Annotated in this window: 15 protein-coding genes and 1 tRNA gene; 11 read left to right on the forward strand and 5 right to left on the reverse strand. The window is 67.9% G+C overall.

Annotation, left to right across the window (positions count from 1 at the left end; all coding sequences use genetic code 11):
* Positions 1–318: 318 nt before the first annotated feature.
* Positions 319–1377: an Rpn family recombination-promoting nuclease/putative transposase gene (locus F790_RS0100495; protein ID WP_019590564.1), complete on the forward strand. Its 1059-nt coding sequence runs from the start codon at positions 319–321 to the stop codon at positions 1375–1377.
* 191 nt (positions 1378–1568) lie between these two features.
* Here the strand turns inward: F790_RS0100495 and F790_RS0100500 are convergent.
* Positions 1569–1645: transfer RNA gene (locus tag F790_RS0100500), tRNA-Arg, on the reverse strand.
* 203 nt (positions 1646–1848) lie between these two features.
* Between F790_RS0100500 and F790_RS0100505 the strand changes: the two genes are divergently transcribed.
* Entirely contained in the window at positions 1849–2739 is an 891-nt protein-coding gene (locus F790_RS0100505) for a c-type cytochrome (RefSeq protein ID WP_018869071.1), read from the forward strand.
* A gap of 55 nt (positions 2740–2794) precedes the next feature.
* Here F790_RS0100505 and F790_RS0100510 read toward each other — a convergent pair whose 3' ends face one another.
* From F790_RS0100510 to F790_RS0100520, 3 genes are all read right to left on the reverse strand, one after another.
* A complete protein-coding gene (locus F790_RS0100510) occupies positions 2795–4306 on the reverse strand; it encodes a YifB family Mg chelatase-like AAA ATPase (protein WP_019021584.1) in 1512 nt (503 codons plus the stop codon).
* A 90-nt stretch (positions 4307–4396) separates the two neighbouring features.
* Positions 4397–4666: an accessory factor UbiK family protein gene (locus F790_RS0100515; protein WP_018869073.1), complete on the reverse strand. Its 270-nt coding sequence runs from the start codon at positions 4664–4666 to the stop codon at positions 4397–4399.
* A gap of 48 nt (positions 4667–4714) precedes the next feature.
* On the reverse strand, positions 4715–5437 hold the full coding sequence (locus F790_RS0100520) for a pteridine reductase (RefSeq protein WP_038036510.1): 723 nt from the start codon (positions 5435–5437) through the stop codon (positions 4715–4717).
* Positions 5438–5530: 93 nt separating this feature from the next.
* On the opposite strand from F790_RS0100520, the gene F790_RS0100525 reads away from it, so the two are divergent.
* Together F790_RS0100525 and tsaD are read left to right on the forward strand one after the other, a co-directional pair.
* A complete protein-coding gene (locus tag F790_RS0100525; RefSeq protein WP_019590566.1) occupies positions 5531–6721 on the forward strand; it encodes a class I SAM-dependent methyltransferase in 1191 nt (396 codons plus the stop codon).
* 61 nt (positions 6722–6782) lie between these two features.
* Positions 6783–7802, forward strand: a complete 1020-nt coding sequence (gene tsaD / locus F790_RS0100530; RefSeq protein WP_019590567.1) for a tRNA (adenosine(37)-N6)-threonylcarbamoyltransferase complex transferase subunit TsaD — start codon at positions 6783–6785, stop codon at positions 7800–7802.
* Between the two features lie 18 nt (positions 7803–7820).
* Here the strand turns inward: tsaD and plsY are convergent, their stop codons facing one another.
* The gene (gene plsY / locus F790_RS0100535; RefSeq protein WP_019021587.1) at positions 7821–8465 is read right to left on the reverse strand and encodes a glycerol-3-phosphate 1-O-acyltransferase PlsY; all 645 of its coding nucleotides are present in this window, start codon (positions 8463–8465) and stop codon (positions 7821–7823) included.
* 72 nt (positions 8466–8537) lie between these two features.
* On the opposite strand from plsY, the gene F790_RS0100540 reads away from it, so the two are divergent.
* The 7 genes from F790_RS0100540 to ccoG all read left to right on the forward strand — a co-directional run bounded on the left by F790_RS0100540 (position 8538) and on the right by ccoG (position 15410).
* Positions 8538–9299, forward strand: a complete 762-nt coding sequence (locus F790_RS0100540) for an alpha/beta fold hydrolase (protein WP_019590568.1) — start codon at positions 8538–8540, stop codon at positions 9297–9299.
* A complete protein-coding gene (gene bioC / locus F790_RS0100545) occupies positions 9296–10174 on the forward strand; it encodes a malonyl-ACP O-methyltransferase BioC (RefSeq protein ID WP_019589898.1) in 879 nt (292 codons plus the stop codon). Before F790_RS0100540 ends, bioC begins: the two co-directional genes overlap by 4 nt.
* Positions 10175–10443: 269 nt before the next feature.
* Positions 10444–11931: a cytochrome-c oxidase, cbb3-type subunit I gene (gene ccoN, locus F790_RS0100550; RefSeq protein WP_024329217.1), complete on the forward strand. Its 1488-nt coding sequence runs from the start codon at positions 10444–10446 to the stop codon at positions 11929–11931.
* A 19-nt stretch (positions 11932–11950) separates the two neighbouring features.
* The gene (gene ccoO / locus F790_RS0100555) at positions 11951–12685 is read left to right on the forward strand and encodes a cytochrome-c oxidase, cbb3-type subunit II (RefSeq protein WP_018869081.1); all 735 of its coding nucleotides are present in this window, start codon (positions 11951–11953) and stop codon (positions 12683–12685) included.
* A 24-nt stretch (positions 12686–12709) separates the two neighbouring features.
* Positions 12710–12931 carry a cbb3-type cytochrome c oxidase subunit 3 gene (locus F790_RS0100560; protein WP_019570135.1) on the forward strand — a complete coding sequence of 74 codons (222 nt, stop codon included), beginning with the start codon at positions 12710–12712 and terminating at the stop codon, positions 12929–12931.
* Positions 12928–13857, forward strand: a complete 930-nt coding sequence (gene ccoP / locus F790_RS0100565) for a cytochrome-c oxidase, cbb3-type subunit III (RefSeq protein ID WP_018869083.1) — start codon at positions 12928–12930, stop codon at positions 13855–13857. The genes F790_RS0100560 and ccoP overlap by 4 nt, the downstream gene beginning before the upstream one ends.
* Before the next feature lie 146 nt (positions 13858–14003).
* On the forward strand, positions 14004–15410 hold the full coding sequence (ccoG, locus tag F790_RS0100570) for a cytochrome c oxidase accessory protein CcoG (RefSeq protein WP_019021590.1): 1407 nt from the start codon (positions 14004–14006) through the stop codon (positions 15408–15410).
* Positions 15411–15418 lie beyond the last annotated feature (8 nt).

The following is a 15418-nucleotide window of genomic DNA, read 5'->3' on the forward strand; positions in this document are numbered from 1 at the left end:
TATTTTCAAGGCCTCGTGCGCCGAGACCGCAACGGGAAGACCCGTTGAGAAACCGGGGGACGGCAGCGCCATGGGAGCCTGCCACGATTCCGCGTGCTTGAGCCAGTGGAGTCGTTCCGTCAATGCCTGCCCGTTTCGGAACGTCCCCGCAGCGCATGCACAGGAACGTCCGCTGCCAGTGCTCGAATGCGGGGCGCCAGTTTGGCGCGGGGGGTGCGCGGGCCCCGGGCGCCGCCGGTGATCTCGGCGGCGATTCTGGTTCGGTGTCGCGAGCGGGGATAGAGTTGTGAGCCACGCACAATCAGGGAGGACCCAGGGATGGGGCAGGACAAGGACGCTGCGGGCCGGGCCCGTGGGCACGATTACGGGTACAAGCTGCTGTTCAGTCACCCGGAGATGGTGGCGGATCTCATTCGCGGGTATGTCCGCGAGCCATGGGTGGAGCGGCTGGATTTTTCCACGCTGAGCCGGGTGAGTGACGGCTACGTCAGCGAGGACCTGCGCGAGCGCGAGGACGACATGGTCTGGCGCGTGCGTTGGGCGGGGGACGGGCAGTGGCTGTATGTGTATCTGCTGCTGGAATTCCAGTCCTCGCCGGAGCGGTTCATGGCGCTCCGGCTGATGACCTATCTGGGGCTGCTGTACGAGGATCTGCGCAAGGGCGCTCAATTGACGGCTTCCGGTCGATTGCCGCCGGTGTTGCCGGTGGTGCTCTACAGCGGTTCGCGCCGCTGGCAGGCGCCGGAGGAGGTTGCAGAGCTGATCGAGACGGTTCCGGGCGGTCTGGAACGCTATCGCCCGCAGTTGCGTTATCTGCTGCTGGACGAAAGCCGTTTTCGGGACGACGGGCTGCCGGAGGTGCGCAATCTTGCGGCGGCGCTGTTTGCGCTGGAGAACAGCCGTCGTCCGGAGGACATGGAACGGGTCCTGGAGAGGCTGGTGGCGTGGTTGCGCCGTCCGGAACAGACGGGACTGCGGCGGAGTTTTACGGTGTGGATCAAGCGCGTGTTGCTGCCGGCGCGCGTGCCGGGTGTAGACTTGGAACAGGTAGCGGACTTGCAGGAGGTACGCAGCATGCTTGCGGAACGTGTGGAGGAATGGACCCGGGACTGGAAGCAGCAGGGGATCGAGGAGGGGCGAAGGGAAGGACGCGAACTGGGCCGTGAAGAGGGTCGTGAAGAGGGCCGTGAAGAGGGTCGTGAAGAGGGTCGCAAGGAAGGCGGGGAAGCCGTGCTGCTGCGCCTGGTGGAGATGCGTTTCGGCGCCGAGGCGGCCGAAACGTATCGTGCCCGAATCGAACAGGCGGATTCGGAGACGTTGCTGCGCTGGTCCGAGCGGATTCTGACGGCAAAACGTCCGGAAGATCTCTTCGCCTGACGACCGGCCGTCAGGCCAGCCGGATGGCCTTCCGTCTGCGTGCTCCGTTCGCTCGCCGAGGACCGGTTCCGGCACAAAAGCTCGGAGCCGTGCATCCTGCCTGCCCCGTCTTCAATGTCGTCATCGGCCGTCGTGGGAGGTTCACCAGTGACCCCCCGAATCGGATGGCAGGGTCTGGGTCTTGCGGGAAATGGCGCGCCCGAGAGGATTCGAACCTCTGACTTCCACCTCCGGAGGGTGGCGCTCTATCCAGCTGAGCTACGGGCGCTACGGAGCGAAATGGTACGCCGCGCGGCCTTTTTCGTCCAGTGATTTTTGAGTGCTGTACTTGGTTTGTGGTCTGGTTGCGCCGGATGCCCTATACTCTCGCCCCTCGTGCGCGCCCGTGCGCCGCAGCTTTCAGGGCCGCGCCCGGATTCCAGGGGAAACCAAAATCAAGGCCGCATTCGGCCGGATCTCGGAGGGAGAGAAGTGGCGAATCAACCGATCAAGATGGATGCCGGGAACAAGGTGCTGCTGTTCATCTCGGCAATCGCGCTGGCGGGCGCGGTCATTTTCCTGGTGGCCCAGCTGGTGAACTGGCTCGGCCAGATGGGCACGGCGGAACGCACCACCATTACCGAGGAACAGCTGACGGAACGCCTGACTCCGGCGGGACGGGTCGAGGCCGGTCCGGTGGACGTGGCGGACGAGGAAGCGGCCGATCTGAGTCCGGGGGATATTTACCAGAATGTCTGCGCGGCGTGTCACGACACGGGTGCTTCGGGTGCGCCCATCGTGGACGACACCGACGAATGGTCCTCGCGCTTCAGTGACAAGGGCATGGATACCCTCTTTGATCACTCCATCAACGGCTTCAATGCGATGCCGGCGAAGGGCGGGGACCCGAGCCTGAGCGACGACGAGGTTCGCCAGGCGGTCGCCTACATGCTGGATCAGGCGGACGTGGATCACGGCTGGTCGCCGGACAACGGTGCCGCGGAGAACGGCAACGGTGAGGAAGCCGCGAGCGAGGAAGAAGAGGCCGCCGCCGAGGAGGAGGCCGCCGCGGAGGAAGCCGCCACGAATGGCAATGGTGAAACCGTCAACGGCATCGATCTGGCTGCGGGTGACGCCACGCGCGCGGAAAACCAGCTGTACGGCACGTGCGTCGCCTGCCACGGCGCCCGGGGGCAGGGCGTGGGCATCTTCCCGGCCATCGCCGGGAATACGGCGGAGTTCATTGCCGGTCGTCTGGTGGCGTACCGCGCCGGCGAGACCGTGGGGGATGACACCCACCTGATGGCGCCGAACGCGCGCAATCTGTCGGATCAGGATATCGCCGATCTGTCTGCCTATATCGCGACGTTCGACGAGTCCTGAGGCCGGGCTGCGAAAAGCCCCGCCACGAACGCGTCGTGGCGGGGCTTTTTCGTGTCTACTCCACGCGCCAGTGGTCCAGGGCGCGGAAGCTGAGGGCCTCGGTCAGCTGGGCGCGGCCGATCGTCGGTGCCCCGGCCAGGTCGGCGAGGCTGCGGGCCACGCGCAGGATCCGGTGGTAGGCCCGGGCCGACAGGCGAAAACGTTCCGCGGCGGCATCCAGCAGCGCCCGTTCTTCCTCGGGCAGGCGGGCGTGCTGCTGCAGGGCGCGGCCTTCCAGCATCCGGTTCAGACAGCCCTGGCGTTCCAGCTGGAGCCGGCGCGCCGCGGCCACGCGGCGGGCGACCGTGGTGCTGTCCTCGGCGTCCGGATCGGGGGTGTCGCGGCCGAGTTCCGCCGGCGGGATGCGCGGTACGTCGATTGCGAGGTCGATCCGGTCCAGCAGGGGCGCCGACAGCCGCTTGCGATGGCGCCCGCGCTGCTCCGGGGTGCACTGGCACGCGTTCCCCAGGTCACAGTCGAAGCCCTGCGGGCAGGGATTCATGGCGCCGACCAGCTGGAAATGCGCCGGGAATTCGGCCTGGTGGGCGGCGCGGGAGATGTGGATGACGCCGGTCTCCAGGGGCTCGCGCAGCACGTCTAGCACCCGCCGGTCGAACTCGGTCAGCTCGTCCAGGAACAGTACCCCGTTGTGGGCCAGCGAGATCTCTCCCGGGCGGGGCGTCCCGCCGCCCCCCACCAGGGCCACGCCCGAGGCCGTGTGGTGCGGCTGCCGGAACGGGCGGCTGCGCCAGTCCTCGTGCAGGTGCCGGGTACCGCGCAGGCTGTGGATCGCGGCGGTTTCCAGGGCTTCGGCGTCATCCATGGGCGGCAGGAGCCCGGGCATGCGGGCGGCCAGCATGGACTTGCCGCTGCCCGGCGGTCCGACCATCAGCAGGTGATGCCCGCCGGCGGCGGCGATCTCCAGCGCGCGGCGTGCGCGATGCTGGCCGCGTACGTCGGCCAGGTCGGGGTAGGCCGGTGGACACGCTGCCGGAGGTTCGGCGGCGGGCAGGGCGGGGCCACCGTTGAGGGCCGTGCAGACCTCGCCCAGGTGGCGCGCGGTTACGATGTCGGCACGTCCGGTCAGGGCGGCCTCGCGACCGTCATCGGGGCTCAGGACCAGCTGGTGCCCCGCCTCGCCGGCGGCCAGTCCGGCCGGCAGGGCGCCGCCCACCGGACGGATGTGCCCGTCGAGGCTCAGTTCGCCGAGGAATTCGCGGGTATCCAGGGCGCTCTGCGGGACCTGTTCACTGGCCGCCAGGATCCCCAGTGCAATCCCCAGATCGAAGCGCCCGCCCTCCTTGGGCAGGTCGGCGGGCGCCAGGTTGACGGTGATGCGCCGACGCGGAAATTCGAAGCCTGCGGTCTGAATGGCCGCGCGTACCCGGTCGCGGCTTTCGCGCACCGCGGCCTCGGGCAGGCCGACGATCTGGAAGGCCGGCAGGCCGTTGGCCAGGTGGGTCTCGATGGTGACGGCCGGTGCGCGGATCCCGTCGGTCGCGCGCGCGGTGACAATGGCGATGGGCATCCCTGCCTCTCCCTGTTCGGGCCGGGCGTTCCGGGCCCGGCGGCAACTGGTTGGTGATGGCGCGGCCGCGGCCGGCGCCACATGCGGCGATCAGTTGTCGGAATCGGTGTCCTGCGGTCGGGCGGCCTGCTCGAGGGCTTCCACCCGGGCCTCCAGTTCGGCGAGGCGCTCGCGGGTGCGCTCCAGCAGGGCGACCTGGACGTCGAAGTCCTCGCGGGTCACCACGTCCATGCGCTCCAGACCGGCCTGCAGCGAGCTGCGCACCTGGCGGTGGACGTCTTCCTGCACGCTGCGCACCGATTCCGGCAGGCTTTCGGTGATGCGTCGGGCGAGGTCATCGAAATGTTTCGGGTCAAGCATGCCTGCGGTCTCCGGGTTTCGGTTCTTCCAGTCTAACGCGTTCCGGTGTCATTGCGAGGCCGACCGGCCGCCATCCACCGGGATCACCTGGCCGGTGATGTAGGGGGACTCCAGCAGCAGGAAGCGCACGGTGCGGGCGATATCCGCCGGGTCGCCGGGCCGCTTGAGGGCCGTGCGCTCCACCATTGCCTCGTGGGGGGCGACGTTGGCCGGGTCCTCGGGACTGAGGATCGCCCCCGGTGCCACGCCGTTGACGCGCACCTCCGGGCCCAGCTCGCGTGCCAGCGACTGGGTCAGGGCATGCAGCCCGGCCTTGGCCGCGGAATACACCGGGTAGCCGCTCAGCGGTCGCAGGGCGTGGATGTCGACGATGTTCACCACCGCACCGCCACTCGCCCGCAGGGCGGGGGTGCAGGCTTGGGTCAGGAACAGCGGGGCGCGCACGTTGGAGCCTATCAGATCGTCCCATTGCGCCATGGTGATCTCGCCCACCGGCGTGGGGTAGAAGGTGGAGGCGTTGTTGACCAGAAAGTCCAGCCGGCCGCGCCAGGCATGCGCTTCCCGGGCCAGGGCCTCCGGGGCCTGCGGGTCGAGCAGGTCGGCCTGCAGCGGTCGGGCACTGTCGGGACGCCGGGCGTTCAGTTCGTCGGTCAGCGCTTCGGCATCGGCGCGCGAGCGCCGACAGTGCACGATGACGTCCAGTCCGGCGGCGTGCAGTTCGCGCGCGATGGCCGCGCCGATGCGCCGCGCGCCGCCGGTGATCAGGACCACGCGGCGTTCGCCGCCGTCCTCCGGGGGTTTCGGTGAATCCTTGCCTGGGGCACTCTCTGCCACTGCCAACTCCCTGCATGGAACGAATGACCAATGCCGCCGGCAGAATCTAGCACAGGCCCCGGGGACCCGGCCGCGGACCTTTCCGCGCGGCTGGTGGACTCCCTGCAACAGAGCATCCGCGAGGCCGAAGGTTTCCTGCCCTTCGTCGAATACATGGACCGGGCGCTTTATGCACCGGGTCTGGGATATTACGTCAACGGGGCGCACAAGCTGGGCGCGGGCGGGGATTTCGTCACCGCGCCGGAGATCTCGCCGTTGTTCGGCGAGACCCTGGCGGCATGGCTGGCGCCGGTGCTGCAGCAGGACCTCGGCGGCGAGGGCGTGATCCTGGAATTCGGCGGAGGCACCGGGAGGCTGGCGGGCGACGTGCTGGCCACCCTGCGCGAGGCGGGCGTGCCGTGGGCGGGGTACTGGATCCTGGAGGTCAGCCCCGATCTGCGCCAGCGCCAGCGCGAGCATCTGCAGGCGGTGCTGCCGGCGGAAGACTTCGCGCGGGTGACCTGGCTGGATGCCCTGCCGCGGGAGCCTTGGCGCGGCGTAGTGCTGGCCAATGAGGTGCTGGATGCCCTGCCGGTGGAGCTGTTCCGCTGGCGCGACGGGGCGGTGGGGCAGATGGGCGTGTCCGCGGACGAGGGCGGTCTGGTGCTGGCCGAACGCCCGGCCCCGGAGCCGCTGCGCAGCGCGGTGTACGAGCTGCACGCGCGCTGCGGGCCGTGGCCCGAGGGTTACACCTCGGAGTGGCGTCCGGCCCAGAATGCCTGGGTCGCGGCCGCGGCGGAGCATCTGGAGCGCGGCGCGGTGGTGATCGTCGACTACGGCTTCCCGCGCGATGCCTTCTACGCCCCGGAGCGGCATCAGGGGACGCTGGTGGGCTACCACCGTCAGCAGATGGTGCTGGATCCACTGGCGCAGCCGGGGCTGATGGATCTGACCGCCAGCGTGGATTTTACCGCGGTCGCGGAGGCGGCGGATGCCGTCGGGCTGGAGGTCGCGGTGTACGCCGCACAGGGCGAGTTCCTGCTGGCGGCCGGGCTGCCCGCGCGCTTCGATGCGCGGGTGGGCGACGCCAGTGACGCCGAGACCACCCTGCGCGCGGCGCAGGCGGTGCGCATGCTGACACTGCCGGGGGAGATGGGCGAGCGCTTTCAGGTCATGGCCCTGACCCGCGACTGCCCCTCGCTGTCGCGGGCCGGCCTTCCCGACCGCCGGGGGCGGCTGTGACGGAGACACGGGGCCGGTGCGGGCACTTTCCCGCCGGGGCGCCGCGGGGCATGATTCCCGGGTGAACGTACTCGGCATCGAAACCTCCTGCGACGAGACCGGCGTGGCGCTGATCAGCGAGCGCGAGGGTCTGCTCGCGCACCGGCTCTACAGCCAGACCGATCTGCACGCGGTCTACGGCGGCGTGGTGCCCGAGCTGGCCTCGCGCGACCATGTCCGGCGGCTGCTGCCGCTTGTGCGCGCGGTGCTGGACGAGGCCGGCATGCGCGGGGAAGAGCTGGATGCCATCGCCTACACCGGCGGGCCGGGGCTGCTGGGGGCGCTGCTCACCGGCGCCGCCGTGGCGCGTTCGCTCGCCTGGGGCTGGGGTGTGCCGGCCCTGCCGGTGCATCACCTCGAGGGGCATCTGCTGGCGCCGATGCTGGAGGGCGAGTTCGATTTCCCGTTTCTGGTGCTGCTGGTGTCCGGCGGGCACACCCAGCTGATCCATGCCCGTGCGCTGGGCGATTACGAGCTGCTGGGCGAGAGCATCGACGATGCGGCCGGCGAGGCCTTCGACAAGACCGCGAAGCTCCTGGGGCTGGGCTATCCGGGCGGGCCGGCGCTGGCGCGGCTGGCGGCCGACGGACAGGCGGATGCGCTGCGCCTGCCGCGGCCGATGCTCGACCGGCCCGGTCTGGACATGAGCTTCTCCGGGCTGAAGACCGCGGTGCTGACGGCCGTGCGCAAGGGCGGACACGCCCCGGCGGATGTCGCGCGGGCGTTCGAGGAGGCGGTCAGCGAGACCCTGGTGGAGAAGACCCGGCGTGCGCTGAAGCAGAGCCGTGCGCCGGCGCTGGTGGTGGCCGGCGGGGTGGCCGCGAACGCGACCCTGCGCGCGGGTCTGGAGCGCATGGCGCGCGAGAGCGGTGTGCCGGTGCATTTTCCGCGGGCGGAATTCTGCACCGACAACGGAGCGATGATCGCGCTGGCCGGCCTGCGCCGGTTGCAGACCGGGCGCGCCGCCGAGGCGGTGGACGACGCCGGCAGCCCGGTCATCCATGCCCGGGCGCGCTGGCCGCTGGCGGAGCTGACCGGCTGAAGCCGGGCCGCAGCCGCCCTACGCGGAGCCGTCTTCTTCGGCGTCGTCTTCCCCGGAGGCTGGCTTTTTCTTCTCGCCGATGCGGGATTCCTCGCCGCGCATCAGCCGCCGGATGTTTTCGTCATGGCGGATGAACAGGATCAGGGCCATCACCGCGACCAGCGTGACGATCCAGAAATCCGGCTCGCCCGGGGCGAAGGCCAGGTACAGCGGCGCCGCGCCGGCGGCCACCAGCGCCGCCAGCGAGGAATAGCGCCAGATCGCCGCGACCGCCAGCCAGGTCAGCGCGCTCAGCAGGGCGACCAGCGGGTTCAGCGCCAGCAGGACGCCCAGCGCGGTGGCGACACCCTTGCCGCCCTGAAAGCGGTAGTACACTGGCAGGACGTGGCCGAGAAAGGCCGCCAGGCCCACGGCGCCCGCGGCCCAGCCCGGCAGGTCCGTCCACTGCAGGACGATGAAGACCGGCAGCCAGCCCTTGGCCACGTCGCCCAGCAGGGTGATCAGGGCCGCCGTGCGTCCGCCGGTGCGCAGCACGTTGGTGGCGCCGGGGTTGCGCGAGCCGGTGGTGCGCGGGTCGGGCAGCCGCAGCGCATGGCTGACCAGGATCGCGCTGGATACGGACCCGAGCAGATAGGCGAGGACGATGGCAATGGCGCTGAGCATGGTGGAGCGGTTCCGGTTGGCGAATGCGGGCCCATCATACGCAACGGGACGTGGCCGGGGCAGGGGGCGCTCGTGAGGGACGGGAGCGCCCCCGCGCTGGTTCTGCTGCATGGCTGGGGTTTCTCCGGCGCGGTCTGGGAGCCCGTGATCCGTGCGCTGCGGGCGCGGGGGTACGCGGGGAGGATCCATGCCCCGGACCTGCCCGGCCATGGCGCCGCCGGCGGCGGTGACGAGCTGGCCGATCCGGATGCCGTCGCCGCGCAGCTGGTGGCGGGGTTGCCCGACGACCTCGAGAGTCCCGTGTGGGCCGGCTGGTCGCTGGGCGCACTGCCCGCGCTGGCTGTCCCGGGCGCGCATGCGCGGGGGCGCATGCTGGTGGCGGGAAGTCCGCGCTTCGTGCGCGCGGCGGACTGGCCGGAGGCAATGGATCCCCGCGAGCTGGACGGTTTTGCCCGTCTGCTCGGCAGCGACACCGGACGCCTGCGCCGCCAGTTTGCTGCGCTGTGCGCGCGGGGCGCGCGGGAGCCCGCCGCGCTCGCGCGTTCCCTGCGCGGCGGGCTGGAAGCGGCGGCGGCGCGACCCGAGGCCCTGGTGGCGGGGCTCGCCGCGCTGCGTGATGCGGACCGGCGTGGCGATCTGGGCGCCGGGTTGCCGCTGGCCGCGCTGCTGGCCCAGGACGACGCCCTGATCCCGCCGGGTCTGGAACGGCATCTGGCGACCCGGGTGCCCGGGGCGCGCATTCGGCGGGTGCCCGGTCCGCACGCCCTGCCGCTGGCGGCGCCCGATACGGTCGCCGAATTCATCCATGCAACGCTGGCGGAGATCCCCGCATGAGCGACATCGACCCTTCCGGCTTCGAACTCGACAAGGCACGGGTGCGTGAAGGCTTTGCCCGCGCCGCTGCCGACTACGAAACGCACGCGGCAGTGCAGCGCGAGGTTCAGGGGCGCCTGCTCGAACGCCTGGACCTGATCCGCATGCAGCCGGAACGCGTGATCGATCTGGGCTGCGGGATCGGCGAATCGTTCGACGACCTGGCCCGCCGTTATCGCAGCGCCCGTCTGACCGGGGTCGACTTCGCGCCGCCCATGCTGCAGCGGGCCCGCCGGCGCGGGCGCTGGCTGCGGCGCCCGCGGGTGCTGTGTGCCGACATGGAGGCCCTGCCGCTGGCCGACGCCTCGCAGGATCTGGCGATCTCCAGCGCCGCGCTGCAGTGGTGCAGCAGTCTGGATCGCGCGTTTGCCGAGGTCCGCCGGATCCTGGCGCCCGGTGGCCTGTGGATGTTCACCACCTTCGGCCCGGCCACCCTGAGCGAGCTGCGCGAGGCGTTCGCCGCGGTGGACGGCGGTGCGGCCGCCCACGTGAATGCCTTCATCGACATGCACGACATCGGCGATGCCCTGGTGCGCGCAGGCTTCGCCGACCCGGTGATGGATCAGGAAACCCTGACCCTGACCTATCCCGATCTCACCCGACTGATGCGCGATCTGCGGGGTGTGGGGGTGCGCAACGCCCTGGCCGGGCGTGGCCGCGGGCTTACCGGCCCCCGGCGCCTGGTGGCCGTGGCCGAGGCCTACGCCGAGCGATTCGGCGTGGAAGGCCGCCTGCCGGCGACCTGGGAGGTCGTGTACGGGCACGCCTGGGTGCCGGATGCGCCCCCGCCGCGCGCGCCGGAAGGGCGCACCATCCCGATTCGGCCGGTCTCCTGAAGCCCGCCGCTCGCACTCCCTCGAAAATCCCGCGTCAAAATCGCGGGTGCGTGATTTGCCTCAACACCGAGCGGAATCACTCGGTGCACTCTCGCGTCAGGGGTATCCGCCGGTGTATCCTTCAGCGGCCAGAAAGTTCCCCTGCTCTCGAACGAATGTCCGACTGCAGGGGGTGGTCTTGGTTTTTTTTGTCGACCGGTAATGGGGTAGAGTTCTGAGCCCCCGATCCATCGGGACCTTCGTGTTCCCCGCAGCAAGGTGGAAAAGTCATGTCACAAGCAGCCACTACCGCGGGTGCCGCACCCGCAGCGTCAGTCGCTTCAACCGAGCAGTACAACTACGCGATCGTCAAGAAGTTCGCGGTTGCCGCCGTCCTCTGGGGCGTGTTCGGCATGGCCGCCGGGGTCTGGATTGCCTCGCAGCTCGCGTGGCCGTTCCTGAACTTCGACATCGCGCAGATCACCTTCGGGCGCTTCCGCCCGGTGCACACCACGTCGGTGATCTTCGGCTTCGGGGGTAACGCCCTGTTCGCCACGTCCTATTACGTCGTTCAGCGCACCTGTCACGCGCGACTGTGGAACGACTCCCTGGCCAGTTTCACGTTCTATGGCTGGAACCTCGCGCTCATCCTGGGCGTGATCAGCTACATGGCCGGGATCACGCAGGGTCGCGAATACGCCGAGTTCAACTGGCAGATCGACCTGATCATCCTGGTGACCTGGGTGGTGTACTTCCTGGTCTTCACCATGACGCTGCTGCGCCGCAACCAGCCGCACATCTACGTGGCGAACTGGTTCTTCATGTCGTTCATCCTTGCGACCGCGCTGCTGCACATCTTCAACAACATCGAAGTGCCGGTGGGCCTGTTCAACCCGCAGTCCTACCCGATGTTCTCCGGTGTGCAGGACGCGATGCGTCAGTGGTGGTACGGCCATAACGCGGTGGGCTTTTTCCTGACGGCCGCGTTCCTCGGGATGATGTACTACTTCGTGCCGAAGCAGGCCGGCCGTCCGATCTACTCGTACAAGCTGTCGATCATCCACTTCTGGGCGCTGATCTTCCTGTACATGTGGGTGGGTGCGCACCACCTGCACTGGACGGCCCTGCCGGACTGGGTCTCCACCCTGGCGGCGACCTTCTCCATCCTGCTGCTGCTGCCGTCCTGGGGCGGCATGATCAACGGGATCATGACCCTGTCGGGCGCCTGGGACAAACTGCGCACCGACCCGATCATGCTGTTCCTGATCACCGCGCTGGCGTTCTACGGCATGTCGACCTTCGAGGGGCCGATGATGTCGCTGAAGAGCGTGAACGCGCTGTCCCACTACACCGACTGGACGGTGGGCCACGTGCACTCCGGTGCCCTGGGCTGGGTGGCGATGATCAGCTTCGGCTCGCTCTATCACCTGATCCCGCGGCTGTGGAACGTGAACCTCTTCAGCCTGAAGCTGGTGTACGTGCACTTCTTCCTCGCCACCGTCGGCATCGTGCTTTACATCACTGCGATGTGGGTGGCCGGTATCGGTCAGGGCCTGATGCTGCGCGCCTTCGACCAGTACGGGAACCTGGCCTACACCTTCACCGAGTCCGTGGTGTTCCTGCATCAGCCGTACGTGGTGCGTGCCATCGGCGGCGGTCTGTTCCTCCTGGGCATGGTGATCATGGCGTTCAACATTTTCATGACGGTCCGCTCGGGCATCAAGGCGGAAGCCCGTGCCCGTCAGGAAGCCATCGAAGCCGAAGCCCGCACGGCCTGATCAGGGGAGAAGAGGAATCATGAAGCACGAAAGCGTAGAGACTAACGCCGGACTCCTGATCGTCCTGACTCTGGCCGTCATCAGTGTCGGCGGCCTGGTCGAGATCGTCCCGCTGTTCTACATCGACGACACCGTCGAAGAGGTGGACGGCGTCCGGCCCTATACCCCGCTGGAGCAGCGGGGGCGCGACATCTACATCCGGGAAGGCTGCTACGCCTGCCATTCGCAGATGGTGCGGCCCTTCCGTGACGAGATGCTGCGTTACGGCAATTACTCGCTGGCGGCCGAGTCGCAGTACGACTACCCGTTCCAGTGGGGGTCCAAGCGGACCGGCCCGGACCTGGCCCGGGTGGGCGGTAAGTACTCCAACGAGTGGCAGGTCCAGCACCTGATCGACCCGCAGTCGCTGGTGCCGGAATCCATCATGCCGGGTTACCCGTGGCTGGCTGAGACGCCTCTGGACATGTCCGACCTCGAGGACCGGATGATTGCCCTGCGGCGGGTGGGCGTTCCTTACTCCCTTACGGAAGAGGAGTACGAGCGTAACGTCGAGAAGTACGGCGAAGAACACGCCCGCATGTTCGACATCAACCGGGCAGAGGAAAACCTGATCGAACAGGCCCAGGCCGAGAACTTTGACGGCAACAGCGCCACCATTACCGAAATGGACGCCATTGTTGCCTACATGCAGGTTCTGGGAACCATGGTCGATTTCAGTGAATACGATGACGGCCACTTTGCCGAATTCCGGTAAGCCGTCAGGGAGCTCGATTCCGTCATGCTGAGTTTGTGGGAATGGATCCAGGACATGGGCAACAGCAAGACCCTGGCCCTGATCCTGTTCATGAGCACGTTCGTCGGGGTGGTGATCTATCTGTTCGCCAGCCCCCGGCGTGCACGGAAATTCGAGACGTATCGCTACATTCCTCTGGATGATGATGATTCACATCGGGAGCCGACGACGTCCCGGCGTGACAAAACCGAGAGTGACGAGCAATGAGCACACAGGACAATCGCAAACCGGGTCAGGGTGAGGTGGAAACCACCGGTCACGTCTGGGACCAGGACCTCGCCGAATACAACAATCCGCTGCCGCGCTGGTGGCTGTGGGGCTTTTACGCCACGGTCGTGTTCGCCCTGGTCTACTGGGTCCTCTACCCGGCCTGGCCGATCGGCGACACTTTTACCAAGGGACTGGCCTCGGTGACCTACGAGCAGGACGGCGAGGAGGTCACCACGCACTGGAACACCCGTGCGCTGTTCTACCGGGACATGCAGACCGGTGAGTACGCCGTGCGCCAGCGCGACATGCTGGAGCAGGTTGCGGGTATGGAGTACGCCGAAATCCTGCAGGACGCGGATGCCATGAGCTTCGTGAACGCCTACGCGCAGGGTTCCTTCGGGACCTGGTGCGCGGCCTGCCATCAGGTGGGCGGTGCCGGCGTGATCGGCCAGTATCCCAACCTGCGGAACGACCACTGGAAGTGGGGCGGCACGGTCGAGCAGATCGAAGAAACCCTGGTTCAGGGGCGCCTGGGTTACATGCCCGGTTACCGGGGCAGGCTTTCGGACGAGCAGCTGGATGACGTCTCCGCTTTCGTCCTGTCGATGAACGGCTACGACATGGATCCGGCCGCGGTCGAGGCGGGCGAGCGGGTCTTCACCGGCTATGACGGCGGCTGCTTCCAGTGCCACGGTACCGGGGGCGAGGGGATCGAATCCCAGGGCGCGCCCAACCTGACCAATGACATCTGGGGTCTGGTGGACGTCCACGGTGCCGCCGACGATGGCGAGCGTCAGCGTCAGGTCGCGCGTTTCATCCGCAACGGGGCCCAGCGCGAGATGCCGGCCTTCGCGGATCGGCTGTCGGATGAAGAGATCAAGATCCTGACGGCCTACGTGCACTCCCTCGGTGGCGGGCAGTAAGCCCGCTGCCTCTGCCGCGTCGATATCCGACCGCATGGGTGCGAGGTTCTTGACCTCGCACCCGCATTAGCTGTTAATGATTCAAATCCCATGGGACACCGGACCTGCGGCGTCCCTGATCCGGGGCCGTTCCCCGGGAGGCATTGATGGCGGAACAGCAGCCGATGTACGAAGCCCGTATTCCGATCCATCCGCGTTCGGTTAAAGGGCGGTTCCGCAACCTCAAGACCGGTATCCTGCTCGTCGCCTACAGCGTCTATTTCCTGCTTCCGTGGATCCGCTGGGAGCGCGAGTACGGCCCCAACCAGGCCATCCTCTTCGATATCCCGGGTCGCCAGTTCTTCCTGTTCGATCTCGTGGTATATCCCCAGGATATTTTCTGGCTGGCCGGTTTCCTGATGCTGGCGGCCGTCACTCTGTTCTTTGTGACCGGCCTGGCCGGTCGCGTGTTCTGCGGCTATTTCTGTTTCCAGACCCTGTGGACCGACGTGTACATGTACCTGGAGCGGAAGATCCAGGGCGAGCGGCCGGCGCGGATCCGGCTGTCGAAGCAGCCATGGAACGGCGAAAAGATCCTGAAATATGCCGCGACGCATGCCTCCTGGCTGCTGGTTGCGTTCGCGACCGGGCTGGGGTTTGTCCTCTACTGGGGGGATGCGCCCACCATCGTGCAGCAGTTCTTCGTCGGCGAGGCCGTCTTCGCGGCCTATGTGACAGCGGGTATCCTCACGGCCACCACCTACACGGCCGCGGGGCTGGCACGCGAGCAGGTCTGCACCTTTATCTGCCCGTACGCGCGGTTCCAGAGCGTGATGTTCGACAAGGACACCATGATCGTGTCCTACGACGAGGACCGCGGCGAAGGTTCGGCAGGGCGGGCGAAACCGGTCAAGGGGCTTCAGACGCGCGAGGAGCGCCAGGCGGCGGGCGTCGGCGACTGCATTGATTGCGGCTATTGCGTGCAGGTGTGTCCCACCGGGATCGACATCCGGGACGGTCTCCAGTATCAGTGCATCCACTGCGCGCTGTGCGTGGACGCCTGCGACACGATCATGGACAAGCAGGGCTGGCCCCGCGGCCTGATCCGCTACACCTCGGAACGCGAGCTGGAAGGTGGCAAGACGCACCCGATCCGCCTGAAGACCGTGGGTTACGGGGCGGTGATGCTGGTCATCCTGGGGGCCCTGGTGGCGAGCATCCTGGATCGTCCGCCGATGGATGCCAACGTGAATCAGGTCCGCCAGCCCCTCTACGTCCAGATGTCGGACGGCCAGATCCAGAACTCCTACGAGATCCGCCTGAACAATACGAGTCAGGAAGTGCTCGACTTTGAACTGGGAATCGCTGGTCTGGACGATGCCACGCTGGATCTGGGGCAGGTGTCGGACATCCGCCTGGAGCCGGGCGAACGCCTGACGGTGCTGGCGCGAGTGCGCTACGATGTCCCGGCGGATGCCTCCGGATCCCGGATCCCGTTCGACTTCGTGATTACGGATCGTCAGGGTCGGATCGACCCCTACACGATCGGCTCCCAGTTCAGCTACGCACGCTGACCGGAGGG

Source organism: Thioalkalivibrio sp. ALE20 (assembly GCF_000381405.1).
Classification (GTDB): Bacteria; Pseudomonadota; Gammaproteobacteria; order Ectothiorhodospirales; family Ectothiorhodospiraceae; genus Thioalkalivibrio.